The sequence below is a fragment of the Bradyrhizobium sp. MI1.4 genome, from assembly GCF_055811315.1.
In genome coordinates, this window is sequence record NZ_JBVVPP010000046.1 from 18,177 (window position 1) to 42,445 (window position 24,269).

Consider the following 24,269-nt stretch of genomic DNA (forward strand, 5'->3'; position numbering starts at 1 on the left):
CGCGATGTCAACGAGGTCGCCCAGTCCGCTCGCGCGGCGGCGCACTAGGTTCACTGCGCGAGGGTTTGTGGCTTCCTTGACCTCAAACGGCCGATCATCTGGGAAGTGGGCTTGTTTACCGTGCCGAACCAACTGGTCGACATGGATTCTCCGCGCGCCTTACGCACCATGCCGACGTTGGTCCCAGTCAAGCCGCTTGGATAGCACCCAACAAGCGGTGATCATGGTCGAGTAGCTCAGCCATTTGGCTTTCGCCCTCACAGATCCGGGCAGGCGGCTTTCTCGCACCCGGCTCTTCCCGAGGGTAACCCGCGTCATATCCGCGCCTGCGCCCAAGTGCGAGTGATGCGTGGAACGGGCAGACGGAAGCGTGCCGTCAGGGCCTCGAACTCCGACCAGCCCATGCGCCGACTTTTCTGACTGCGCCGTCTCAGACAGTGCAGCCAGCTCCGACGCACTTTGCGGTAGAAGTCGTTGAGCGCTGGATAATTGTGCGGCCTGCCGTGGTAGCCGTAGTGTCCACGTAGTACCGTGGCGAACCACTGGTGCTGGGTGGCCAAGGGCTCGTGCATGAGCCTTCAGGCTTCCTGGCGCAACGCCGACAGCTTGCGCGTCAGGCGTTTCCCTTCCGTCTTGTGTTTCAGGATAAAGCGGCCGCCCCGGGTCCGCCCGCAATAGTGGGTAACGCCGAGGAAGGCGAAGCGAGTCGCCGCTCGCCGGGCCGCTGACGCGAGAGGGCCGCAAACCGACCGAACTCGATCAACCGCGTCTTGCCCTGATGAAGCATCAGGCCAAAGCTGGCCAGCCGCCCCTTGAGGGCCAAGAGCATTTCCTGCGCATCCACCTTGTTCTCGAAGCCCATGACGCAGTCGTCCGCATAGCGCACGGCCACAACGCGACCGCGTGCGCGGCGACGGCGCCATCGATGGATCCAGAGGTCGAGGATGTAGTGCAGAAAGATGTTGGCGAGGAGCGGACTGATGCCCGCCCCCTGCGGGGTACCCCTGTCCGTTTCTTGCTTCTCGCCGCTTTCAAGAACGCCGGCCCGCAGCCACAGCTTTATGAGCCGCAAGATGCGAGGATCAGCGATCCTGTGCGCCACCATCCGCAGCAGCCACTCGTGGTCGACCGAGTCGAAGAAGTTGCGTATGTCGGCATCGAGCACCCAATTGACGCGCTGGCTCATGATCGCGTGTGCAAGGCCAAGCGCCATATGAGGATTCCGCCCCGGCCGGAAGCCGTAGGAGAACCCGAGGAAGTCGACCTCGTAGACGGCGCTCAGCACCCGCTACCGCGCTTTGGACAATCTTGTCCTCTAGCGCCGGCATACCGAGAGACCGCTTACCGCCATCGGCTTTCGGGATGTAGACTCGCCGTACCGGCTGTGGCCGATAGCGACCCGTATGGACGCGACCGCAGAGCTCGCGGAGGTTACCGCGACCGGATCTAGGAGACCCGCGCCGGCGCGGTCGAGCTGCGCATTCCCAAGCTGCGCAAGGGCTCCTACTTCCCGGGCTTCCTGGAGCCGCGCCGCATGGCCGAGAAGGCGCTCACCGCCGTGGTTCAGGAAGCCTATGTGCAGGGCGTTTCGACCCGCTCGGTCGACGACCTCGTCCAGGCCATGGGCATGACCGGCATCTCCAAGAGCCAGGTGAGCCGACTGTGCGGCGAGATCGATGACAAGGTGAAGGCCTTCCTCGCCCGTCCGATCGAGGGCGACTGGCCGTATCTGTGGATCGACGCCACCTACGTGAAGGTGCGCCAGAATGGCCGCATCGTCTCAGTCGCGGTGATCGTCGCGGTCGGCGTCAATAGCGACGGCCGACGCGAGGTCCTGGGCATGGACAGCGGCCCTTCCGAGGCCGAGACGTTCTGGACGGCGTTCCTGCGCAAGCTCGCCCGCCGCGGCCTGCGCGGCGTCAAGCTGGTGGTGTCCGACGCCCACGAAGGCATCAAGGCCACCGTGGCCAAGGTGCTCAACGCCAGCTGGCAGCGTTGCCGCGTCCACTTCATGCGCAACGCGCTGGCGCATGCCGGCAAGAGCGGCCGGCGCGTCGTCTCTGCCTTCATTGCCACAGCGTTTGCCCAGGACGATGCCGACGCCGCGCGAGCACAGTGGCGGAAGGTTGCCGACCAGCTCCGGCCCAAGCTGCCCAAGCTTGCCGGCTTCCTCGACGAGGCCGAGACGGATGTGCTCGCCTACATGGCCTTCCCGCCGCAGCACCGGACCAAGCTGCACTCCAGCAACCCGACCGAGCGTCTCAACGGCGAGATCAAGCGGCGCACCGACGTGGTCGGCATTTTCCCCAACGAGGACGCCATCGTTCGCCTCATCGGCGCGATCCTGCTCGAACAGAATGATCAATGGGCCGTCCAGCGTGCCCGCTACATGACGCTGGAAACAATCGCGCCGCTGAGCGATGATCCGAGCGTCAGTGGCTATCGCCAACTGACCAGCGCGGCTCTCGCCGGCGAACGCGGTGATCCACCGCCAGCTACACCACGCTACGGGACACGATCCAAGCGGTCTCGTTCGTACTTCAATCGCGAGCTTTCCTCGGACAGCAGTTCGGCAGACGTTAGCAGTTGGACCGAAGCACCTCCGGTTTCATTTGCCCCATTCGTGACTTCGCGCGCTCTGACCGCCACCTCAGCGCTTATGGCGGCTGCACCCTGCACATTGAACGCGATCCTTTTGCTCGTTGCCGCTTGATCTCCGACGGAATCGACAACAGCCCTGGCCATGTCCGACATGCGACCTATGATCAAGCCTATTTGCTGACCGCACAAACCGACTCGGTTGTGGCTGCCTGGATGCCGTCAATCTGCTCGGTGATTGCAACGGTCGCATGCGAAGCTTGCCGGGCGAGATCTTTCAGTTCCTCGGCTACGAGCGCAAAAACGTGTCCAAATCGTCGGCACGCGCAGCTTCGATCGTGGCATTACGGGCGAGGAAACGTAGATCTGTCCGAGGTCATCCACTTGGTCTACCGTCTGCTTCGTTACCATGAACGATACGAAAGTTGACCTATAGGCGCGGACCAACTCAAATGACTTGGGATTTCATCTCGGTGGGGCAGGTTCCTGAGCTAGCGTGGTTTCGAACTCCGCATCTTGGTCCGCCAGTTGATCGTCATATTTCTCTTCGCCTCCGAAATGAAATCTTTCTCATGCCGGCGCATCATTAGCATCAAGATCGTGAGACGTGGCTGGTTCAGCTCTGCGATACGCTGTTCAACGACATGCAAACCTTTGCGCCACTTACCCTGAAATCCGTCGTCTTCGTTGAAGTCGCGCTGCGCTGCGACTGCCTTGTGAAGGCGAGTTGCATAGAGATCGAGAACTGGCCGCAACGAGATCGCCTGCCTTAGCGGGTAATCATCTGGAAGAGCCGACACAACTTCTTCACGGCTCGACTCTGTGAGTTGCCGCTCTCATAGCTAGCGGCATACCTCTTGATCCACATTTCGCCGGGCCTGGGAGGAAGTCGCCCGTAATCTGCCGTGACTCCAGGAACCGCTGCGACAACGATGCGACGTAAAATCTGAATTTGTTGCTATCATTCCACTCATTTTCGACTACGGGCGCGTAATATAGGGGGACCAAACAGATCGGGCCCGTGACAAGGATCTCGCAGGTACCGAGCAGTGCCATTTGGCTGCGTAATCCAATGCGGATGTTGCGAAAGAGCCTTGATCGTTCCCGGCTAAAGATCCAGTCTTGCTTATTGTTATTTCCTAAATGAGTTGGAGCCTCGGCGCGGGCGCGAGTCCGAGTGGACGCTTATCAATTTCGACTAACGGGAGGGCTTGACCGGCTTCGTTCGGCCGATGACGAGCGCGAGTTATTCTAGAATAATTTCGAAAGTAGGAACTCGCGGTGTCTCGTTGACTAGCGAGAATTCGAAATCATGCACGCATTTGGTTCGCGCAAACCGATTCGAGACGCGCATCGCGATAGTCGATCCCTTCGACGGCGGATTTAGGCGCGAGAGAATGAATCGGCGCCGAAAAAGGCAGCATCTTTCCCAGGAAGGTCCGGATAGGATCTTCTTCGTCCCTTAAGACGTTGGGCTGATACGCCTGTCATACCACTCCGCGTTTTCTAACAGCCTCTCCCCGGCCCGCCACCAGCCCCCCATCCACCGAACCGAATACAAAATTTCTGATCGCACCTTATTCGTCAGATCGCGTCTGAACCTAAGAAGTCGGTAACGACAGTATCACGTTGTCGATCAGCCGAGTCGAGCCGACATATGCTGCGGCGCAGAGTGCTGCCGTGTGCCGCAGTGGACTCTCAGCCAATTGAAGCGTATCGGCATTGACGAGTTCGATGTACTGCAGCCGATCTATCCATACCAGATGCTTCTTTGCGATCGCAATCAGCTTTCCGACGTCGCGCTCTCCTGCGCCGAACTGATCTGCAGCTTCGAACAGTCCACGACTAAGCGCAAGGGCGCGTCGCCATTCTTCCGCGCCAAGATAGCGGTTACGACTGCTCATAGCGAGTCCATCGTGCTCGCGAACTGTTGGCACGGTGACGATCTCAATCGGTAGATTGAGGTCTACTGTCATGCGACGGACCACTGCGCATTGCTGAAAGTCCCTTTGGCCGAAAAACGCGACATCCGGCTGCACTATATTGAACAGCTTGGATACGACAGTCGCAACACCTCGAAAGTGTCCAGGCCGGAAAGCTCCGCACAGCGGTCTTGCGAGCTCGCCCGGCTCGACAAAGGTCTCAAATTGAGCCGGATAGATCTCCTCTACGCCCGGCAGAAAGACGATTGCTGCCCGGCATCGCGACACAGCTGCTCGTCGCGGAGAAAGTCGCGCGGATGGGTGCTAAGATCCTCATTTGGCCCGAACTGAGTGGGATTGACGAAGATGCTAACGACGGTCACGTCGCAATTTTCCCGGCTTGCCTCAACCAGCGCCAAGTGGCCGTCGTGTAGGTAACCCATGGTCGGGACGAACCCGATGCGGCTGTTATTCCTGCGAGCATCTGCGAGGACGCGGCGCAGTTCAGCGACTGTCGTTAAGGATTTGCATATTTTTGCTTGGGCGTCAGGTTGAGTTGGAGCGCGTCCAGCGCGCGATTGCTTCCCGAACCTCGTCGGAAACCCGATAGGACTCTTGTGGCGCCGGGAATGCACCGTTGCGGACATGAGCGCCCCAGCGCGACAGAGCCTCCTGCAACAGCTGGAAACCCTCTGCATAGGCTCGAACAAACTTCGGGCGACGGCCTTCAATCAGACCTAGAACATCGTGGAATACAAGGACCTGCCCTGAGCAACTAGGCCCCGCGCCAATTCCGATGGTGGGTATCGTTAAAGATTCGGTTGCTCGCGCAGCGAGCTCGGCCGGGATGCCTTCCAGGACCAGAGCAAAACAGCCGGCCTCCTGGAGACGTTGGGCGTCATCGAGCAAACGCAAGGCGTCATCGGCTTTCCGGCCCTGCACCTTAAAGCCCCCCATGACGTTGACGCTCTGGGGTGTAAGACCGAGATGACCCATTACAGGGATTTCGCAATCGACCAGCGCGCGTACCATTTCAACACGCTTGGCACCCCCCTCAAGCTTCACGGCGTCAGCGCCACGTTGAAGGAAGCTTCCAGCGTTGCGGATCGTCTCCGCGGAACTGACATGAAAGCTAAGAAAGGGCATGTCGGCCACGAGCAGGGCATGGGGCCTCGTGCGCGCAACGGCCTCTAAGTGATGGTTCATCATGGCCATGCTGACCGGCAACGTGTCATCAAAGCCAAGGCAGACATTGCCAACACTATCCCCGACAAGGATGATATCGACGATGGTGTTGGCAATACGCGCCGTGACCGCGTCATAAGCGGTGGTCATTACCACGCGCCGTCCCTCCTGCTTGCATCGCTGGAGCATAGGAATTGTGACACGTTCAACAGGCTGCCCCGAACTGTGGCTCATTTTAGGTACCCTGCCCCCTTAGTCCCTCCAGTCATCGCTTCCTAGGGAAGAAGTGACAACACTGTCAATGCCGGCGGAGTAGAAGGATGTACCCCCTTTCAAACGGTTAGAGAAGAACGGGACAAAAACTCCTAATGGTCGCGCAACCATCGACAGAACCTTCTCGCCCGCAACAAGAAAGATGCCTTTGCACAGCATTTGAGACCTGTTGCTGAGACGATTGATTTGGAACGAGATTCAGCGAGGTCTGTGCAAATCCTCCCGCTCATCAAGAAACGACATCAGAAGTCTGGCGCCTGTGCTGATTGTAACAAGAGCGCCTGACTGACAGGTGCAACTCGAAACACATACTGCTTCTTTGTTGAAAGATAACGGATTCATCGCCGCCAGCGCGCGGGACTCCTCGACCCCACGCCGAAGGAAATCTGGCTCTATTTCCCAGCAGAGACAACGAACCCTCTACATTGGTGGTGAAGACGCTCGTTGCGCTGTAGTTAGGTCGAGCCAACCGAACGGGTTCCAGAGCAGGAACGGCCACAAGAAACACAACGTGAGGACCGGGTCAGGGATCAGAGTTGAGCGAATGAGGTCAGGTGGAAGCTTGCTTCCACCACGCCTCCTCATCCTGTAGTCATTGAAGTCGATGATTGTTGCTGAGGTCTCTGTCACTTGACGTCTTCACGATGCAAAATGCCGGATGCAATGCCACGGCTAGGTTCGATTCTGTCCGGTTAGTGCTTCTTCTGGCGTAGTTAGCTGTCGCGCGCGACTCGGTCTCACGAATTACGCCGCCCGCAGCCAGCAAATCCATTTGCGGTCGGCCTCCCGCCGCTTCTTTAAGCGATCGACGCATTTCTTCGAGCAAAGGGCTGTTCGCCAGCAGTAGTAGCGGATCAGCCCGAATTTTCCGCCGCATATGGCGCAGCACCTTCCTGAGGTGTCGCGGGAATTCTGGGGACTGTTGTGCATCGTCTTCTCCTCTAGGCGTTACGTGGGAGCCCCTAGATTCGTTTCGCCGCAGCCATACGCCCGCGCGAAGCGCGGCGACGGCGATCTCGAGGTACTTGCGGCATGTACAACATTAGGCGCGAGAATTTGACTTCAACATGCGCCATCTTGGCGAAGTGGTGCGCTCCATTGGAGCGGATATTCCATTCGCAATTGATGCAATGAGCGGCATCTTGAGGATTAAATGCTGCGTTTGGCAGCATTCTTTGAAGGATTTCAACTGGCGGGGTGGATGGAAATGTTTGTAACAGGGTGCGTAGCGTTGTCTGCACCATCTCCCCGGCTTCGCTTTTTCAAGGAACGCACAACTCGCGATTATTTACGAGCAGCTGGCCCACTCCCTCGTCGGGTCGGTCGTTTCAGCCTTGAGTGGCTTTACGCAGGATGAAAAACGCGGGGCTAAGATCGGGTGGCGCACCTTCGGTTGCCGGGGAGACGATATCGTTGCCGCGGTTCACGCTGTCCTCGGCCTTCTTCGACAGGAAGGGATTGAGTGAGCACTGAGTTCGGGGGCTCTGCAGCGGTCACCTCGGTCTCTAGCTTCACCTCCGTAGGGATAGAGCGCGCTTCCATGACATTGAGCACCGCGCGCCCCCTTTCCGTAACCCGCCACCCACCGTTTACGCGCTCGATAAGTTGCTGGGAAAAGATATCCAGGTCCGGCACGCGGGCGGCCATTCTCTTGGTGCGCTCAGCCCAATCCGGACCGCTCGTCGCCAAAATCGCCATGTCCCGCTTAAGCTCCGCCATGGGCGCGAACCCGTCTGGATAGCTCACCAGAATCTTCAGGACTGTGACCTGGAAATTCACCTAAGCTACAACACCATTTTTCGGCCTGTCGCCACATGGTAGGCGCTTGGCGAAGAGCATCGATGCCGATTTGCTTGAGGCGGTCGCGCCTGGTCTCACCTCCAGCGGCGGCTTCCAACTTCTTCGAGGCGACATGCGCGCGGGCGCCCCTATCGTTTGACGAATATTTTCGCAGACTTCCTCGAGGACCGTGCGAGATTCCCCCAAGCCCGATGTGAATGATAACTCAAGCAAGTACGCTTCCGACCTTAAGTGGATTGACCTTCCAATCGCGTACCAGTTCCCAACCGATCTCCAGCCCCTTTTCCGCTACTCCCGTCGCCACCTCGCTTTCGGTTGTTACCTTATCCCCTGTCGGGCGGAACGACACTTGGAAGCCGTTCAATGCGGGCGCGTCTTGCGCGGTGCAGAAGCGACATAAAAATATCACACCCCCGCCAGGCGTGCATCAGGGGCTCAATTCTCCGCCGGACGGCCAATCTTGAGAGATTTCACCACATCGATTGTGCGACATATGTGATGCGGCCGAATCTGTTTTGAACCTGCGGTGACAGGGACTTTAGTCTCATGCTTGGCCGCGTCTCACAATCATTCACCGCCTAAGCGCGGCCGTCACAGGTGCAGCGCCAAACAAGGAAACGGCGTCAACGCCACCGCAATTAGCTGAGGCCCGATCAACGTCTCCCAACAGCGCAGTCAGGATGCCGAACGCTTTCGGCCGTTCTTTCTGGAGCGCGGCGAGATTATACAATTTTCAGCTTTCCGGCGGTCGCTCATCAGCGACGGGCCCCAGATAACCGCGCCAACGGCCTGCCGCATGGCAGGGCGTGAACATCGGTCGTCCTGATCATGAAACAGGATGTTGAAAGGCCAACGGAATCGATGTCCTCGATTTAAACGTGAGCACCCGCGCGACCGCCCATCCCGTGGCCAGCCGCCTCGCTCACGCGCGCCTAAGCCGGCGCCTGCGCTCCTGCATTTTTGGAGTGCCAGCAGGCGCATTTGTTGGCCAAACGAGACCCGCAGCTGCGTCGGCACGATGTCGAACTGTTAGGAGATAGTCTCGCCGATATGATGCCGAGGTTCGCAGGAACAGCGAGCCGGTATCATCGAATCATCGATGTCGATAAGGGGTTGATGGAGAGCCGATCAGCTGAGGAGTGAACCTGTATCGTCGCATCGCAGGGCTCCCCGATCAAGCCGCACCTTGGCAGTGCACCCGTTTCGTGCTCGCCAGCGCTGGATGCAAGATACTGTCCTCGTGGCGCACGCTCACTACATGAAACCGGTATGCTGCGCGCCACAGACAGTCAAGAAATCGCCGGCGTGAGTGTGACTACTTAAAGACCGTTGCCGCTCAGCGTCCAAACGGCCGACTAGGGCTGACCGTTGATCATTGGCTGCCCAATACTGGCCTGATCCGTCAAGCCCCACTTGCGCAGCAGTTGGCCATAGGCGCCATCGGCGATGATCCCGGCAAGCGCCGCTTTTAGCTCTTCCCCAAGCTGAAGATTATCTTTCGCGAAAGCGAAACCGGTCATCAGCTTGACTACGGGTTTACTGATCACTGCGTATTGGTTTCCCTCCAGCTTGTTTTGATACGCGATGACGCCTTCACCGGTGATAGCGGCGTCAGCACGGCCCTGCTGTACCAAAAGTCGGCTTTGGGCGGTATTCTCACCGGGCACTACCTCGATCGCGGGCTTGCCAGCTTTGACGCAATTCTCCTCACTCCATTTCTCAATCCCCTGGATCTCGATGAGGCTGGACCGTGTCGCCGCTACGTGCTTACCGCATAACGCATCCGGGTTCGCGAAGCCCTCAGCTTTTGTGCTTAGAGTGTAGAATATCTCGTTTGAGTACACGTAATCCAGGAAGTTCGCATTGGCGCGGCGTTCGGGCGTATCACCCATTGTGCCCAAAAGGATGTCGGCGCGCTTTGTGTTCAGCGGCGCAAAGCTGATCATGAGCGCGTAGCTTGTCTCGGTCCAGCTGACCTCCGCTCCGACTTTCTTTGCCATAGCTTCTAGAACATCAATGTTGAATCCCGCGATCTTGCCAGCCTTTTCGTCTTTGAATTCGAACGGCGGATACGTAGTCAGCGCCATTGCATTGATAACTCGCTTTGCGCTTTGCGCGTGCGCATTAGCAGCCATTAAGCCAAATATAGCCGCAGCAGCGCTCATGGTCAGACGACGGATACCACTTGAGAACATATCGATTCCCCTTTCATGTGTACTTTGAAAACACGTGCTTTCGCTTCGAGCCCAGGCGTTCGTCGGATTGCCGTAGCCATCCGCGTAGGCTCCCTTGATGACCTGCCGTTGGTCAATAGACACGCAGCTTGGCTTACGACGCCAGGCTCTAGTCATTCTGGGCAAGCGAGATCACGCATTTCGGCAGATACCTGTCTGACCAGTTCTGGATTCGGCCTACGCGCGTCATATCCGTTCCGGGCTGGGGACCGAGGCTCGGACTGATCGAGTTCGCAGCCCAACCGCATGACATTGTACTGCAGCCAAAGTCTTTGCTGTAGGTCGCGCTTGCTATTCCGAAACAAGGTCTCGGCATACGCGCCCATACGGAAAAGTGGCTGGCCATGTCCTACTCCTACGCCCGCCGAATTGAAGTGGCTTACCGCCGTATTGTCGCCCCCAACACCCCATGGGGATAAATCACGCTTAATCCTTATTGTATGAGTTTATCGAGAGCTATTAGTGCGAGGACACGCTATTTGACGAATAAATTCGGCGCCTTATCGAGCTTTTTGATTGATTTCACCGCACCTATTGCCGACCTTGTGCCAACGAAGAAAACCATGAAGCCGTCAGCAGCCCACGTGGTTTCCAAATTCGCCAAAGTGCTAGACGATGTGAGCGCGTCTTAGAAATTGGCTGTGTGCAGCCGGCGTTGTCCGGATCTGCAATCTGCGGTAACGCTATCTTTGCTGATTTCGGTCCAAGTAACCAAGAGCTGAAAGGAGCGATCTAACTCAGTGAGCGGTCAGCCGCTTTTGGGGCGATCTTGCATAAGCGATCGGAAACTTTGAACTCCGCAATCGCGCTGTCACGTACAGGGCTGTCAACGAGGTCATAAAAACAAACCGTGTTTCTCCTCAACCAGCACACTGATTACCGCCGTCCTCTGGATACCTCAGACGCCGATACGTTGAGCGTCGCGGCCGCTCGCGAGGTCGAGCGATTTCTCAGGTATCGGGATGGCCACACGGAAACTCCTCTCGTTTCATTGACGGCCCTTGCTCGTGAGATTGGAGTCAGTTCGATCCATCTCAAGGATGAAGGCCATCGTCTCGGTCTGGGCAGTTTCAAGGCTTTGGGCGGTTCTTATGCCGTGATCCGATTGGTGCTCGAGGAAGCAAGTCGGAGGTTCGGCCGCGATGTCGACGTGAGCGAGTTGCGCACGCCTGAAGTGAGGGCTATGGCGGCAGGCATGACAGTCTCCTGTGCCACGGACGGCAACCATGGCCGATCGGTTGCTTACGGTGCCCAACTTGTCGGTGCAGAATGCACCATTTTCGTTCATTCGGGCGTGAGTAATGGGCGCATAGCTGCCATCGCCCATTTTGGCGCGCAGATGATCCGCGTCAAAGGGAACTATGACGACTCGGTTGCCGAGGCTACCCGAGTTGCGGCGGAACGGAGTTGGACATTAGTATCTGACACCTCGTGGCCCGGCTACGAGCGCATTCCGGGGCTGGTTATGCAGGGGTACACTGCCCTGGTCAGCGAGGCCCTGCGTCAGTTGCCTGAGTGCCCGACCCATGTCTTCATTCAGTCAGGCGTTGGTGGGATCGCCGCTGCCGTTGCCGGACACTTTTCCGTACTGTTAGCCCATGACCGCCCGTTTTTCACTGTAGTCGACCCCTCGCGTGCAGCGTGCCTTTTAGAAAGCGCACGAGCCGGACGTCCCGTGAAGGTGGCGCATGCGCAGTCCACGGTGATGGCTATGCTCGAATGTTATGAGCCTTCGCTGGTTGCTTGGCGTGTCCTTTCGCGGATGGCGGACGCTTTCATGACTATCGACGACGAGGACGCAATCAACGCAATGAAGCGTCTGGCAAACCCGGCGGATGGCGACTTGGCAGTTGTCGCAGGCGAAAGTGGTGGTGTTGGTCTCGCAGCGTTACTGAAGGCTGCTTCCGATCCAGGCTTGCGTGCCAGAATTGGTCTTGGACCAAATGCACGGATATTCCTGATCAACACCGAGGGCGCGACCGACCCCAGCCTTTACGAAGAGCTGGTCGGTGCGACGCCAGCGCATGTGAGCGCTAAGAATCTGAAGATCCCGAATTGGCATTGCGCGCGAAGCAAGACCTTCTCGGCACCGCACGATTATACTTAGCATAACGTCTCGGCTAGCTTAGCTCGATATCGGACCCGCCGCGCGGCCGGTGACCACGCGTCGGGGACAGAATGGTGCCGGCGATGAACTCGGCGTCTTCAGGACGCGCTGACCTTATCGTCATGCGCGCCGCATTGCGAAGACCTTACGTATTCTTCAGCGCGACGCGGAATTCGGCTTCGGTCTTGGCCTTGACCTCGTCGAGCGAGACGCCGTCGGCGAGCTCGATCAGGGCCATGCCGGCGTCGCCGTGCTTGTCGATGGTGAAGACGGCCAGATCGGTGACGACCATGTCGACCACGCGCTCGCCGGTCAGCGGCAGGTTGCACTGCTTCAGGAGCTTCGGGCCGTCCTTGGCCGAATGCTCCATCACCACGACGACGCGCTTGACGCCGGCGACGAGGTCCATCGCGCCGCCCATGCCCTTGACCATCTTGCCGGGGATCATCCAGTTGGCGAGATCGCCGTTCTGGGCGACCTGCATGGCACCAAGGATCGACAGGTCCATGTGGCCGCCGCGGATCATGCCGAACGAATCCGCGCTGGAGAAATACGAGGTCGACGGCAGCTCGCTCACGGTCTGCTTGCCGGCGTTGATCAGGTCGGCGTCTTCTTCGCCCTCATAAGGGAACGGCCCCATGCCGAGCATGCCGTTCTCGCTCTGGAGACTGACGTCGACGCCGTCCGGGATGTAGTTCGAGACCAGCGTCGGGATGCCGATGCCGAGATTGACGTAATAGCCGTCGCGCAATTCCTTTGCGGCGCGCGCAGCCATCTGTTCACGGGTCCAGGCCATGTGGTTCTCCTGATCTCAAGCTGCCGTGCGCGGGCGCGTGTTGCGGAATTCGATGCGCTTCTGGGCCGTTCCGACCTCGACGATGCGCTTGACGAAAATGCCGGGCGTATGGATGTGGTCGGGATTGAGTTCACCGGCCGGAACCAGATGCTCGACCTCGGCCACCGTGACCTTGGCGGCGGTCGCCATCATCGGGTTGAAGTTGCGCGCGGTCTTGCGGTAGATCAGGTTGCCGGCGGTATCGCCCTTCCAGGCGTGGACGATGGCGAGATCGGCGAACAGGCCGCGCTCCATCAGATATTTCTCGCCGTCGAATTCCTTCACTTCCTTGCCTTCGGCGATCAATGTGCCGACACCGGTCTTGGTGTAAAAGGCGGGGATGCCGGCGCCGCCGGCGCGGATGCGCTCGGCCAGCGTGCCCTGCGGATTGAATTCGAGCTCCAGCTCACCAGCGAGGAATTGCTGTGCAAACAGCTTGTTCTCGCCGACATAGGACGAGATCATCTTCTTGATCTGGCGGGTTTCCAGCAGACGGCTGAGACCGATGCCGTCGACGCCGGCATTGTTGGAGACCACGGTCAGGCCCTTCACGCCGGAATCGCGGATCGCATCCGAGAGCGTCTCGGCGATGCCGCAGAGGCCGAAGCCACCCGACATGATCATCATGCCGTCCTTGAGAACGCCCTCGAGCGCCGATTTGGCGTCGGGATAGACCTTGTTCATGAATTACCTGACCTAATGAAGGAGCGTTGACAGCCCGGAAGCGCTGACTGGCTCGTATTTGCGCGACGGGTCCGTGAACCGACGGCCGCTGGACGCATAAAGCCATTGAGGCGCGAGCGATAAGACAGATCTTCGCACGCATCCGGGAGCATCAGCGCATCGATGTTGCCGCGCGTTTGAATTGACAGCTTCGGACCGGGCGCCAAAGCGGCCAGGTCGACATAGCAGCTGTTACAGAAACTGTCGGCGCTGTTTGGCCAGAAGGCACCCGCGCCGTGGACCTGCTCCAGCGCATCCCATTCCGGTTGCTCGTCCTCTGGCTGCGGATGCCCGGGTTCGTGGGGCTCTTTCATGGCTTGATCGCCTTGCGCTCGGCGCCTGACAAGAAGCTGTTGCTCCGCGTGCTCATTCGGTCGGATTCCTTTGTCGCCCCTTCGGGACGCCCCGTCTGCAAACGACACTTACGCCAGATAGAGGAGAAAGTCGGCCAGCTGTTGGGCTCTGTTGCGCATATATCCGGCGCATTTTCTTCTTTAGTGCAGGAGTTCATCAGGGGACCTCGAGGCGCGCGAATTGACGCGCTATGTAATCCCTAGCCGGCGGCGCAGTGAGCCGAGATCGCATTTAGCTGCGCGCACGCCTTCCATCTTTTCCGCGCCAGGCAGATTGACAACGTTGAGCAGGGTCGTGATGACGATCTCGTCCAGACCCGATGAAGGCGGACGCGCTGCCGACGATAATATCTGTTCGACTAGCGGCAATCTCAGTCAACAAGGCTGAAGGTCACAACTCCGTACCGCTTGTACTTCGGTGGTCACTCGAGACATTCACAGCAGTCGCCGAGGCTCTCGTCCTTAGTTTTTTCCAGTTATCGAACTAGCCGCGGTGCCCCGCTAGGTGCATCTAAGACGCGACGGCTTGAAGCGTCGGGGCACAAACACTGCTGCCGTTACAAACGACGCTATTCTTCCAAGAGAGCGTGCAATCTGTCGCGATCCGGCGGAAACCGGTTAAAGAGCTTTATTGAACGCCGTGCATTCGCGTGCCAGTGCAGCCATAAGCAGCTTGGCAAAGAAGGTTCCATATCACCGGGGCGAGCTGCGACTTCGGATGTCGCCGTAAGCTTCATGAGCCTTGCGCACCCGCGGCTTTGACGTGTTGACGCGTTTGGCACGGCGACGAGCGTCGATGCTGAGCGACACATCGCAATTGGTCGTAGCGCGGCCTTGCAGGTGATGGGGATCGCCATGGTCCTTCATCTCGTGACACTGCGTCGCGCGACGATCCCAGATCGCAACGTCACCTGGCATCCAACTCCATCGCACCATGTTTTCCGGCGCGGTAATGTACGATTGGAAGAGACCGAAGAGTTTTTGCCCGGTATCTTTCTGCAAGCCAACAAAGCGGTGCGCGAAACTTCCGACCGAGAGCATGCGCTCACCTGTCTCGGGGTGCACTAGAGTGACTGGATACTCTGTCTCTGAGCTCGTTCCGGCAAACACTTCGTCCAACTCTTGTTTCTCTGCCCCGGTGGCTTGCGCCTTGATCGCAGAATCGTCGTCGTTGCTGTGAACCGCCCAGAGCTGATCGGCGAGCATGCGCAATGGTAGCGGAAGCGCCTGATATGCACCCGCCATATCCGACCAAACGGTATAGCCGCGATAGAGCCGACTTATCACGCTGCCCAGGAGGGACATCTTCGGATACCTCTCAACCATGATCACCGTATGCTGCCGCTGGTCGGCGCGACCACCGCTCGGGCCCGAATCTGGCTTCAGAATCGACAGCATCGCCTTAGCGATACCGATTTGATGATCCGGAACCAGATGGCCTAGCCGCTGAGCAAAGCGCTCATGCTGGGCGTCGTTAAGGGGCTGCTGGTCGCGGAAGAAGATGACCTTATGCTCGAGCACCAACTGGTTGATCGCGCGGATAACCTCGTCTGGCAAATCATCTGACAGCCTGAGGTTCCTAATCTCGGCACCAAGTCGCACTCCGAGCTTGATGATGTCCGCTATCGGAATAAGCTCGTGAATGGTTATTGCGTTGCTCATGATCACCTTCATAGCCGCGATCCCCTGAACAAATGCTCCGCTACGCGCTGATCGCGGACGCGACAGCGGAGATATTCGAGATCGTCTCGGACACCGGGGACTTACTCGGCTTCAAAAGCACAATAGACGGTCTCGGCTTGTCGCTCTAAATCGTAGGAGCGTTTGATGTATAGTCAATGAAACGAAACCAACTTTGTTTTTGGTGGCGAGCAACGATCACTTCGCGGAAGGTGCAAGCGATGAAATACGTGCGTTGACTCTGCCGGATCGAACAATTCGCGCCGGGCTCCGCCGCAGACACACTCACGAGATCGACGCGCGAACCGTCCCTTAATCGTCGTATTCTTTGATCGAGGCGAGCGCGCAATTTCGGCGGGCGATTGTTGTGTGTAAGGTCAAGCGAAATCTCCGCTCGACAGTCCCGTTCATATTATTGTCACCAACGCATGCGGGAGACATCTGCAGACGTCGGCGCCGCCGATGCCGTGCCGTGAAAAGAGGAGCAAAGGACGCGCGTCGCTGCCATCGCCGACAAGCCACTGAAGGTTCTCGACAAGCCTGGCGCGGGACACGTGTCCTCGAGTTTTCGATTGGAACGAAAAGCTCAAGTAACCAAGGCGTGATCTGCGGGAATAGTCAGCTGCTCGTCGGCACTGCAAACCATCGATCGTATGTGAGCGAGTAGACGCTCGCGCGTTGCTCAATAACCGGAGAGTTGATTTGACCTCGGAGTGTCCAAGGCGGGGCAATATGGGCCCGGGCAAGCCAATTCTGAGCTGCACCGCGGGTTGAGAGCTCATCAAGCGCACCGGTACTCGCATTTGTGATCGGCCGGCTTGTCGCAGATCCGCTCCGAAGATGAGGCCGCCAATGGACGCGCTTTGAACAGCGACCGCACATTTCCAATTATTGCGGGAGATGCAAGCGTTTAGCACGCGACTAGCGGCTAGGAACTATTTCCACTGCATCAATAATCACGAACCGGTCGACTTCGCACGATCTAGAGCCCTGCGGAACCTGTTATATGTACTTCTCTTGGACTCTTCGTGCGCCAAGTTTTTTCACGCTGCGCCATCGATTCAGGTTGCCGGGTGGGTCAAACCGGTCTTTGCGGGCTGCCCGCAGAAAGCGCGTCTTCAGGTCAGCGCATCGGCAGCATCTCTGATTCCGGCATAGACCGCGTCCAAGTCTGCCGCCGTGACGCAATAGGGCGGCATGACGTAGATTGTATTACCGAGCGGTCTGAGCAGCAGATGTCGGTCCTTAAAGAACGCTTGAAGCTTCGGACCAATGTCTGCGAGATAGCCTGGATTCCTCGTCTTCAAATCGAGTGCCGTGACGGTCCCGGTGCGACGAACGTTTGCAAAGCGCGGATCGGCGCGAAATGGTTCGATTGCCTGATCTTGCATCTTAGCGATAGAGGCGACCTTCTTGGGAGTTTTCGGATCTTGCCAGAGCTCCAGATTGGCCTTCGCGGCGGCGCAGGCAATTGGATTGGCTGTATATGAACTCGAATGAAAGAACATTCGCGTCCGATCTGCCGAATAATGCGCGTCAAAAATTCTCGCACCACAGAGTGTAACCGCGAGCGGGACCGCCCCTCCCGTGAGGCCCTTTGAGTAACATGCAATATCTGGGATGACCTCGGCCTGCTCGCAGGCGAACAATGTACCGGTGCGCCCCCAGCCCGTCATCACCTCATCCGCAATGAACAGAACGTCCGAAACCTCGCAGATTCGCTTCATCTCTCTCAATACCCAGGATGGATACATCAGCATCCCACCCGCTCCGAGTACGAGAGGCTCCACGATAAAGGCGGCTGGCGCTTCGGTTCGACATACCGACGCGAGCGCATTAAGGGTTTCCCGTTCACGACCTTTGGCGGGAAATGGGATTGAGGTGACATCGAACAGCAAGGTACGGTAGGCTGCGTTGAACACGCCTCGAGCACCGACCGACATCGCTCCGACGGTATCGCCGTGATAGGAATGTTGCATTACCACAATGCGCGTGCGTGGCTTGCCGATGTTTTTCCAGTAGCCGAGCGCCATTTTTAGCGCCACTTCCACACTGGTCGACCCGCTATCGGAGAAGAATACGTGATCGAGACCGCGCGGTGTGATTTTCAAGAGCAGCGCAGCTAGCTCCTCAGCCGGTTCATGGGTATGTCCGGCAAAGATAATCTGGTTGAGCTTGCCTGCCTGTTCCCGAATCGCGTTCACAATATGCGGATGACAATGGCCATGGGTCACGATCCACCACGATGAGATTGCATCGATGACCCGACGTCCATCAGCCGTATAAAGATAAGTACCGTCAGCACGTATAACCTTAGTCATCTCGCCTTGAAGCGCGTGCTGCGTGAACGGATGCCAAATGGGCGACTTCTCCTTTGGCATTATGGATTCAAAAAATCATTACGCACAAACGAGTTTGCGAACACGGCCTGTAGCGACTCTGTCGAAAGAGGTGAAATCCATGGCAGTCGCCCCAGCCAACGCACCCGCCCCATGTCGCAAATTGCGCTCTCAGTTTCCGGGTTCCTTTTGCCAATGAATGCAATCCCAAGAATATGCATATGCCGCCTCCGCAAAGCCTCAATCGAGAGCAGGGAGTGGTTGATCGTACCGAGCTCTGTACTTGCGCAGAGCACCACCGGGAGGCGCCATCGCTCGAATACGTCAATATAAAGAGTGCCGCGATCCAGGGGCACCATCAGACCGCCCGCGCCCTCGATGACGAGTCGTCGCTCTCCCGTTTCCGGCACATGGAGCGAATCGACGTCAATACGAACTCCGTCAACCTCCGCGGAATGATGGGGCGACGCAGGTGTTCGAAGGCGGTAGAGCTCCGGCACGATGCGATCGGCCGAGAGACAGCCAAGACGTGCAACGGTCTCAGTATCGGTCTCGCTTTCCAGCCCGGCCTGGATCGGCTTCCAGTAATTGGCTTCGAGTAAATGGGCGAGGCCCGCGGAAAATACCGTTTTTCCAACCCCGGTATCTGTACCGGCCACCACGATCCGCGGACTCATCGAGACCAGCCCCTCTTCTCCAACTCCCTCGTTTCTTCAGACAGCGCATCGAGCATTGCGCAGATGTCATCTCTCCCGACGTTGAGCGTCAGTGAGATGCGCAAACGGGCCGTGCCGGGTGGCACGGTCGGTGGCCGGATTCCTCTGATATCGAAGCCGCGGGTCTGCAGTGAGGAGGCGAGCAGCATTGCGCGAGCATTTTCGCCAACGATATAGGGCACGATCTGCGAGCTCGAATCGCTGCGAAGACCACGCGTTCGAATCTCGCCATGCGTAAACGCTACCAGCTCAGTCAAGCGTCGCTGTAGATCGGGTTCCTGTTGCAGGATTAGGAGTGCCTCCCGCACGGCGACGGCCATCAGTGGTGACGGCGCGGTGGCGAAGATAAACGGGCGGCACCGATTGACCATAAAATCGCGGAGCACGCGGGGACTGGTGACAAGCGCGCCTGCAGCACCTAGCGCTTTACCGCAAGTATGTATGGCCACAAGGTTTTCGCGTCGCTCATAGGGCGCCGTGAGTCCCCGGCCCTGCTGGCCGTAGACACCAGTGGCATGGGCTTCGTCTACCATCAGGAACGACTCATGCCGATCCGAAATCGCGATCAGTTCTTCAAGCGGGGCGAAGTCTCCATCCATGCTGTAGAGACTTTCAACCACAATCCAGATCCGGCCCACTCCACCATTGGCCCGCCACTCACGAATTGTACTTTCGACCGACTGGGGATCGTTATGGGCGCATATCCGAAAGTCGGCTCGCCCAGCTCGCGCACCTTCGTGAATACTTGCATGCACGAGAGAATCGAGAACCAGCAAATCGCCCCGCTGCGGTAGCGTTGTCAGGACGGCAAAATTCGCCACATAACCGCCGCCGAAAAAAAGTGCTGTCTCTGCGCCGAAGAACTTGGCAGCTTCTTCTTCGAGTCGTTCGTGCTCCTCGCAGTTGCCGCGCAGAAGCCGCGAGCCGCCCGCTCCGATCGCTGTGCCAGACCCGAGAGCCGCCAAGACGGCTTTTTTCATCCGCGGAGCGCTCGCGAGCGCCAGATAATCATTCGATACGAAGTCGATTCCCGCGCGCCGCTTGAGAAAGCGCAGCCGGTCGTCGTTCTTCAAGCCATGCAAGGCCGCGACATACTCGGAATCGGCTGGACGGTTCGAATCCATTTTTGTCCCCGGCTCTCTACGTAGAAACAATTGAATCGCCTGCAAGGACAACAGCTCGCAGCTGTCAGTCGCTCGGATTTTAACGTGGCAAGATGCGATTTTGTTTATCGACCAGCACAACGCGCGGCTTGAATATCTTTGCCTCCGACTCCTCAAACGAGGCATATGCGACGATAATCACTTTGTCTCCAGGCATTGCCAGCCGCGCGGCCGCACCATTCAATCCTATAATGGCTGAATCTCGGGGCGCCTCGATTACGTAGGTGGCGAAGCGTGCTCCAGTTTCGATGTTGTAGATTTCGACGCGTTCGTTGATCACGAACCCGGCTGCTTCCGACAGCGTACGATCAATCGAAATAGAGCCCTCGTAGTGCAGCTCGGCGTCGGTCACCGACGCGCGGTGAATTTTGCCTTTCATCAAGGTAATTTGCATTTTTCTAGCCTAAACTGAGATTGTACACAGGCTGCTCATCGAGCCGCTTGGCTCAGGCAAGCCCGGACTTGATGCCGAGCCGACCCAATAGGTTTGCGTCCCGATCGCGCTGTGGGTTTTTGGTCGTTAACAGCACGTCGCCGATAAAGATCGAATTTGCGCCGGCCAAAAAGCATAGAGCCTGCAGCTCGTCCGTCAGGTACTGCCGTCCGGCGGACAACCGCACCGCACTGAGTGGCATCATGATCCGGGCTGTCGCCACGAGTCGCACCACCGCAATGGGATCTGGACGCCCGGCGGTTTCGCTGACTGGCACGCGCTTGACCTCGTTCCACAGGTTAATGGGCACGCTTTCCGCTTGACCGGGGAGATTGGCGAGCAGCACGAGCATGGCGAGCCGGTCATTGACGCTTTCACCCATGCCGATAATGCCGCCACAGCAGACTTTGATGCCGGCATCTCGCACATGTGCAAGTGTATCGATGCGATCCTGGATAGTATGTGTGGTGATGATTTTGCCGTAGAACTCCGGCGCGGTGTCCACATTATGATTGTAGAAGTCGAGCCCGGCGTGGAAGAGCCGAGCGGCCTGTGTCGGCGTCAACATTCCGAGGGTGACGCAGGTTTCCAAGCCGAGAGCTTTGACCGCGCCGATCATATGACAGACCTGATCGAGATCGCGATCTTTTGGACTGCGCCAGGCCGCGGCCATGCAGAAGCGGGTCGCGCCGGCGTCCTTGGCATGCTGAGCGGCGGCAACCACATCGGCGCGATCCATTAAGCGGGTCGCCTTCAGGCCGGTGTCGTAATGCGCACTCTGCGAACAGTAGCCGCAGTCTTCCGGGCAGCCGCCGGTCTTTATGCTGAGCAGGCTCGCGGTTTCGACATGGTTCGGATCGAAGTTCTCGCGATGAACGCTCTGGGCGTGAAAGACCAGGTCAGCAAAGGGCCGTCGATAGAGTGCCTCGGCTTCGGCGCGCTTCCAGTCACTGCGAACTCGCGCATTGTTGTGATTGGCATTTCTGTCCACTGCCACGGCAGCCCTTTCTCAGCGTCGAACGATTTTAGCCTAGAGGCAACATCTTACCTGCATCTTCAAGTAGAAAAGCGGCGGCTTTTTGCGTGAATTTGCACACATCAAGCGAGCTCTCCCTGATTCCCGCAGATTTCCATCGCTGAAGTGGGAGGATTTATGCGCGCCGATGCGTGCTCTTATCGAGAGCTGTGCTTACGTTGCCGCGATCGAGGCTCAGCAATGGTTACACCCGTTGCGGTGGGCTCGAGCTCAAGTTAGTTGTGTGAGGTCACGTCATCGCGTTAAGGCCATCCATGATCCGCCACATTGTCTTGTTCACCGCAAAGGATACGGCTTGTATCGAGCAAATGATCGAGGGCCTGTCGGTTCTTACCACAATCCCACATGCACGCCGACTCGAGGTTGCTCGCAATTGCAAGTCCGACCAGCTCGGCAACGATATCGACGTCATCGTCTATGGTGAGTTCGACAACGAACTGGAACTTGCGGCTTACAAGGCGCATGATCTTTACCAGGAATCGATCAGGCGAGTGCGCCCACTCCGGGACCTTCGGTTCGCTGCTGACTACAATGTATCGCCGGATGCTGGCTTCGCATAAGGACAACGTTGGCCTTGTTGTCGGCGCACAATCTTCAGCGGCGGTGCATCGCTAGAATCTTAAGCGCATTCGACGGTCAGCGAGCATCGCTTTCATTGAAGTGAATCGCCATACAGGCTCTTTTCGAAAGGCACATCGCCGGTGATTGATAGCCCGACTCACGTCCGCGAACTGCAGTGGATTGAGCCTGTCACAGCGGCCCGCTGTCTCTCGCATCGAGGGCAGCTTACATTTCTCGACAGCGCGGCACCCCATGAGCTGCTTGGGCGCTACTCATATCTTGCCTGCGATCCGTTTAGCACCTACACGATCGTGGGCGGACGGGCGGGTTGCGATGGAGTGGCTCTTCAGGGGGATCCATGGGACGTTCTTCGCACTCTTCTCGCCGCGTATCGGCAAGAACATCGCCCGGATCTTCCCCCCTTCCAGGGCGGCGCCGCCGGCTTCTTGTCTTACGATCTGAACAGAACGTTAGAGAAGTTGCCCTTCCCGGCGCTTTCCTGCTTGGGTCTGCCCCAGTCCATCTTACATTTCTACGACGTGGTCGTCAGCTTCGACCACCGTGACGGTAGATGCTGGATCGTTTCCACTGGATGGCCGGAGCAGCATCCCGCGCGTCGGAGCGAGCGTGCACACCGCCGAGCCGATGACTTCGTCGCACTGCTTGACGGCCCAAGATCGACGCTGAATCGTTCGGTCGGCGCCGCCGGCGCGTGGCGTTCGAACTTCAGCCGCGAGGCTTACATAGCGGCGGTACAGCGAGTCATTGGGTTAATTTTGTCTGGAGACGTCTTTCAAGCCAACATTGCGCAGTGCTTCAGCGCGCGCCTTTCGACCTCATTTGATCCATTGGCCTTGTACTGTCGGCTGCGATCATTGAACCCGGCACCTTTTGCAGCCTTGCTGCGCTATGGCAAGCTGACCATTGCCTCCAGCTCGCCGGAACGATTCCTGAGGCTCGACGGGCGCCTGGTCGAAACGCGCCCCGTCAAAGGCACCATCGCGCGGTCTGTCGTTCCCAATGAAGACCGGCGCCGCGGAGAACTGCTTCTTGCATCAGAAAAGGACCGTGCCGAAAACATTATGATCGTGGACCTTCTACGCAACGATCTGTCACGCGTTTGCACTTCGCATTCAGTCGACGTTCCGGCGCTATGCAGCCTCGAGTCATATGCCTCGGTGCACCACCTGGTGTCGGTCGTTACTGGTCAACTCCGAGAAGGCCAAGACGCCATTACTTTAATTCGAGCCTGCTTTCCCGGCGGCTCTATTACGGGAGCGCCAAAGGTACGATCGATGGAAATTATTACGGACATCGAGCAGATCGCGCGAGAGATCTATTGTGGAGCGATCGGCTTCATCGGTTTCGATGGGCATATGGACACAAATATTGCGATCCGCACGGTAACCATCGATGACGATCTGGCCGTTTTTCATGCAGGTGCCGGGGTAACGGCGATGTCCGAACCAGAGGCGGAATATGAAGAGACGCTCGTCAAAGCGGAACGAATCTTTGAAGCATTTCGTGCTGAAGCATCTGGCGCATTTTGATCGTCATCATCGACAACTACGACTCTTTCGTCTTCAACATTGCCCGCTATTTTTGCACGCTTGGGGAGGCAACGGAGATTGTCCGGAACGACAAGGTCAGCGTCAGCGATGTTGTTGCCCTCAATCCGCGCGCAGTCGTCATCTCACCCGGGCCTTGCACCCCGGTCGAGGCGGGAATATCCAACGCCATCGTACGCCAACTCTCCGGTTTCGTGCCAATCCTCGGCATCTGCCTTGGACATCAGTGCATCGGAAGCGTTTTCGGCGGACGGGTGGTGCGTGCACGTCGCCCTATGCACGGCCGAACCGCTTACGTAACCCACGATGGCCAAGGGCTGTTCAAGGGACTTCCGCTGCCACTTCGCGTCGGGCGCTACCATTCTCTCGTCGTCGAACTCAATGAGTTAAGCGCACCACATCTCGTTGTGACGTCGCGTTCAGAGGACGGTGAGATCATGGCTCTGTCTCATCGCCATCAACCAACGTATGGCGTGCAGTTCCATCCAGAGTCGATCCTTACTCAGCGAGGGCGCGTGTTGCTGATGAACTTCTTGCGACTCGCAGATAAGTTGAACATAAGAATTAGAAACAGGTCGTGCGTCCCGCAGATTAGATGGCGGGAGTAACTCGAGCTGCGGCGCGTTCTGTGGCTTGGGGCTGAAGCGCTAAATTAAATAAGATCAATCCCGTGATTGCATGGCGAATGCGATCCTGCCGAGCGCGCTGCCCAACCGGTTCATGGCCAATAGAGAGGGTCTCCC

At 57.9% G+C, this 24,269-nt stretch carries 20 protein-coding genes and 2 pseudogenes; 6 read left to right on the plus strand and 16 right to left on the minus strand.

What is annotated here, in order from left to right; translation table 11 throughout:
* Nucleotides 1–640: 640 nt before the first annotated feature.
* On the minus strand, nt 641–1,285 hold the full coding sequence (locus tag AC0L23_RS31445) for a reverse transcriptase domain-containing protein (RefSeq protein WP_473357758.1): 645 nt from the start codon (nt 1,283–1,285) through the stop codon (nt 641–643).
* A 138-nt stretch (nt 1,286–1,423) separates the two neighbouring features.
* Between AC0L23_RS31445 and AC0L23_RS31450 the strand changes: the two are divergent.
* A pseudogene (locus tag AC0L23_RS31450) lies at nt 1,424–2,437 on the plus strand (IS256 family transposase); the annotation flags it as partial.
* Between the two features lie 652 nt (nt 2,438–3,089).
* Here the strand turns inward: AC0L23_RS31450 and AC0L23_RS31455 are convergent.
* From AC0L23_RS31455 to AC0L23_RS31480, 6 genes and pseudogenes are all read right to left on the minus strand, one after another.
* A complete protein-coding gene (locus AC0L23_RS31455) occupies nt 3,090–3,398 on the minus strand; it encodes a hypothetical protein (protein WP_473357759.1) in 309 nt (102 codons plus the stop codon).
* Nucleotides 3,399–4,199: 801 nt separating this feature from the next.
* A pseudogene (gene panC, locus AC0L23_RS31460) lies at nt 4,200–5,053 on the minus strand (pantoate--beta-alanine ligase).
* A gap of 13 nt (nt 5,054–5,066) precedes the next feature.
* Entirely contained in the window at nt 5,067–5,939 is an 873-nt protein-coding gene (gene panB, locus AC0L23_RS31465) for a 3-methyl-2-oxobutanoate hydroxymethyltransferase (protein WP_473357760.1), read from the minus strand.
* Between the two features lie 1,001 nt (nt 5,940–6,940).
* A complete protein-coding gene (locus AC0L23_RS31470; RefSeq protein WP_473357761.1) occupies nt 6,941–7,222 on the minus strand; it encodes a hypothetical protein in 282 nt (93 codons plus the stop codon).
* A 124-nt stretch (nt 7,223–7,346) separates the two neighbouring features.
* Complete coding sequence (locus AC0L23_RS31475; protein WP_473357763.1) at nt 7,347–7,757, minus strand: hypothetical protein; 411 nt, start codon at nt 7,755–7,757, stop codon at nt 7,347–7,349.
* Nucleotides 7,758–9,133: 1,376 nt separating this feature from the next.
* Nucleotides 9,134–10,096, minus strand: coding sequence for a transporter substrate-binding domain-containing protein (locus tag AC0L23_RS31480; RefSeq protein ID WP_473357764.1), 963 nt, complete (start codon nt 10,094–10,096; stop codon nt 9,134–9,136).
* A gap of 395 nt (nt 10,097–10,491) precedes the next feature.
* Here AC0L23_RS31480 and AC0L23_RS31485 point away from each other — a divergent pair, with 395 nt between their 5' ends.
* Entirely contained in the window at nt 10,492–10,644 is a 153-nt protein-coding gene (locus AC0L23_RS31485) for a hypothetical protein (RefSeq protein ID WP_473357765.1), read from the plus strand.
* A gap of 218 nt (nt 10,645–10,862) precedes the next feature.
* Complete coding sequence (locus tag AC0L23_RS31490) at nt 10,863–12,119, plus strand: diaminopropionate ammonia-lyase (protein ID WP_473357767.1); 1,257 nt, start codon at nt 10,863–10,865, stop codon at nt 12,117–12,119.
* A gap of 145 nt (nt 12,120–12,264) precedes the next feature.
* Here the strand turns inward: AC0L23_RS31490 and AC0L23_RS31495 are convergent, their stop codons facing one another.
* From AC0L23_RS31495 to bioB, 9 genes are all read right to left on the minus strand, one after another.
* On the minus strand, nt 12,265–12,915 hold the full coding sequence (locus AC0L23_RS31495) for a CoA transferase subunit B (RefSeq protein ID WP_473357768.1): 651 nt from the start codon (nt 12,913–12,915) through the stop codon (nt 12,265–12,267).
* A gap of 15 nt (nt 12,916–12,930) precedes the next feature.
* Entirely contained in the window at nt 12,931–13,638 is a 708-nt protein-coding gene (locus tag AC0L23_RS31500; RefSeq protein WP_473357769.1) for a CoA transferase subunit A, read from the minus strand.
* Nucleotides 13,635–13,991: a hypothetical protein gene (locus AC0L23_RS31505; RefSeq protein WP_473357771.1), complete on the minus strand. Its 357-nt coding sequence runs from the start codon at nt 13,989–13,991 to the stop codon at nt 13,635–13,637. Before AC0L23_RS31505 ends, AC0L23_RS31500 begins: the two co-directional genes overlap by 4 nt.
* 732 nt (nt 13,992–14,723) lie before the next feature.
* Nucleotides 14,724–15,692, minus strand: coding sequence for a TauD/TfdA dioxygenase family protein (locus tag AC0L23_RS31510; protein WP_473357796.1), 969 nt, complete (start codon nt 15,690–15,692; stop codon nt 14,724–14,726).
* A 1,136-nt stretch (nt 15,693–16,828) separates the two neighbouring features.
* Nucleotides 16,829–18,091 carry an adenosylmethionine--8-amino-7-oxononanoate transaminase gene (locus AC0L23_RS31515; RefSeq protein WP_473357772.1) on the minus strand — a complete coding sequence of 421 codons (1,263 nt, stop codon included), beginning with the start codon at nt 18,089–18,091 and terminating at the stop codon, nt 16,829–16,831.
* The gene (bioD, locus tag AC0L23_RS31520; protein ID WP_473357773.1) at nt 18,091–18,726 is read right to left on the minus strand and encodes a dethiobiotin synthase; all 636 of its coding nucleotides are present in this window, start codon (nt 18,724–18,726) and stop codon (nt 18,091–18,093) included. Before bioD ends, AC0L23_RS31515 begins: the two co-directional genes overlap by 1 nt.
* A complete protein-coding gene (locus AC0L23_RS31525) occupies nt 18,723–19,889 on the minus strand; it encodes an 8-amino-7-oxononanoate synthase (RefSeq protein WP_473357775.1) in 1,167 nt (388 codons plus the stop codon). Before AC0L23_RS31525 ends, bioD begins: the two co-directional genes overlap by 4 nt.
* A 79-nt stretch (nt 19,890–19,968) precedes the next feature.
* Complete coding sequence (panD, locus tag AC0L23_RS31530) at nt 19,969–20,322, minus strand: aspartate 1-decarboxylase (protein ID WP_473357777.1); 354 nt, start codon at nt 20,320–20,322, stop codon at nt 19,969–19,971.
* Between the two features lie 52 nt (nt 20,323–20,374).
* Nucleotides 20,375–21,358, minus strand: coding sequence for a biotin synthase BioB (gene bioB, locus AC0L23_RS31535; RefSeq protein WP_473357778.1), 984 nt, complete (start codon nt 21,356–21,358; stop codon nt 20,375–20,377).
* Nucleotides 21,359–21,651: 293 nt separating this feature from the next.
* On the opposite strand from bioB, the gene AC0L23_RS31540 reads away from it, so the two are divergent.
* The 3 genes from AC0L23_RS31540 (at nt 21,652) to AC0L23_RS31550 (ending at nt 24,134) form a co-directional block, all read left to right on the plus strand.
* Nucleotides 21,652–21,957 (plus strand): Dabb family protein, encoded by a 306-nt coding sequence (locus tag AC0L23_RS31540; protein ID WP_473357779.1) that lies wholly within the window; start codon nt 21,652–21,654, stop codon nt 21,955–21,957.
* Nucleotides 21,958–22,098: 141 nt separating this feature from the next.
* Nucleotides 22,099–23,508 (plus strand): aminodeoxychorismate synthase component I, encoded by a 1,410-nt coding sequence (pabB, locus tag AC0L23_RS31545; protein WP_473357780.1) that lies wholly within the window; start codon nt 22,099–22,101, stop codon nt 23,506–23,508.
* Nucleotides 23,505–24,134: an anthranilate synthase component II gene (locus AC0L23_RS31550; protein WP_473357781.1), complete on the plus strand. Its 630-nt coding sequence runs from the start codon at nt 23,505–23,507 to the stop codon at nt 24,132–24,134. Before pabB ends, AC0L23_RS31550 begins: the two co-directional genes overlap by 4 nt.
* Nucleotides 24,135–24,269 lie beyond the last annotated feature (135 nt).

What these genes read in the sequence shown, in the direction of transcription:
- panB (WP_473357760.1), bottom strand. Translation starts at nt 5,939, where the DNA reads ATGAGCCACAGTTCGGGGCAGCCTGTTGAACGTGTCACAATTCCTATG.
- AC0L23_RS31470 (WP_473357761.1), bottom strand. Translation starts at nt 7,222, where the DNA reads ATGGTGCAGACAACGCTACGCACCCTGTTACAAACATTTCCATCCACC.
- AC0L23_RS31495 (WP_473357768.1), bottom strand. Translation starts at nt 12,915, where the DNA reads ATGGCCTGGACCCGTGAACAGATGGCTGCGCGCGCCGCAAAGGAATTG.
- AC0L23_RS31500 (WP_473357769.1), bottom strand. Translation starts at nt 13,638, where the DNA reads ATGAACAAGGTCTATCCCGACGCCAAATCGGCGCTCGAGGGCGTTCTC.
- AC0L23_RS31505 (WP_473357771.1), bottom strand. Translation starts at nt 13,991, where the DNA reads ATGAAAGAGCCCCACGAACCCGGGCATCCGCAGCCAGAGGACGAGCAA.
- AC0L23_RS31510 (WP_473357796.1), bottom strand. Translation starts at nt 15,692, where the DNA reads ATGAGCAACGCAATAACCATTCACGAGCTTATTCCGATAGCGGACATC.
- AC0L23_RS31515 (WP_473357772.1), bottom strand. Translation starts at nt 18,091, where the DNA reads ATGCCAAAGGAGAAGTCGCCCATTTGGCATCCGTTCACGCAGCACGCG.
- bioD (WP_473357773.1), bottom strand. Translation starts at nt 18,726, where the DNA reads ATGAGTCCGCGGATCGTGGTGGCCGGTACAGATACCGGGGTTGGAAAA.
- AC0L23_RS31525 (WP_473357775.1), bottom strand. Translation starts at nt 19,889, where the DNA reads ATGGATTCGAACCGTCCAGCCGATTCCGAGTATGTCGCGGCCTTGCAT.
- panD (WP_473357777.1), bottom strand. Translation starts at nt 20,322, where the DNA reads ATGCAAATTACCTTGATGAAAGGCAAAATTCACCGCGCGTCGGTGACC.
- AC0L23_RS31540 (WP_473357779.1), top strand. Translation starts at nt 21,652, where the DNA reads ATGATCCGCCACATTGTCTTGTTCACCGCAAAGGATACGGCTTGTATC.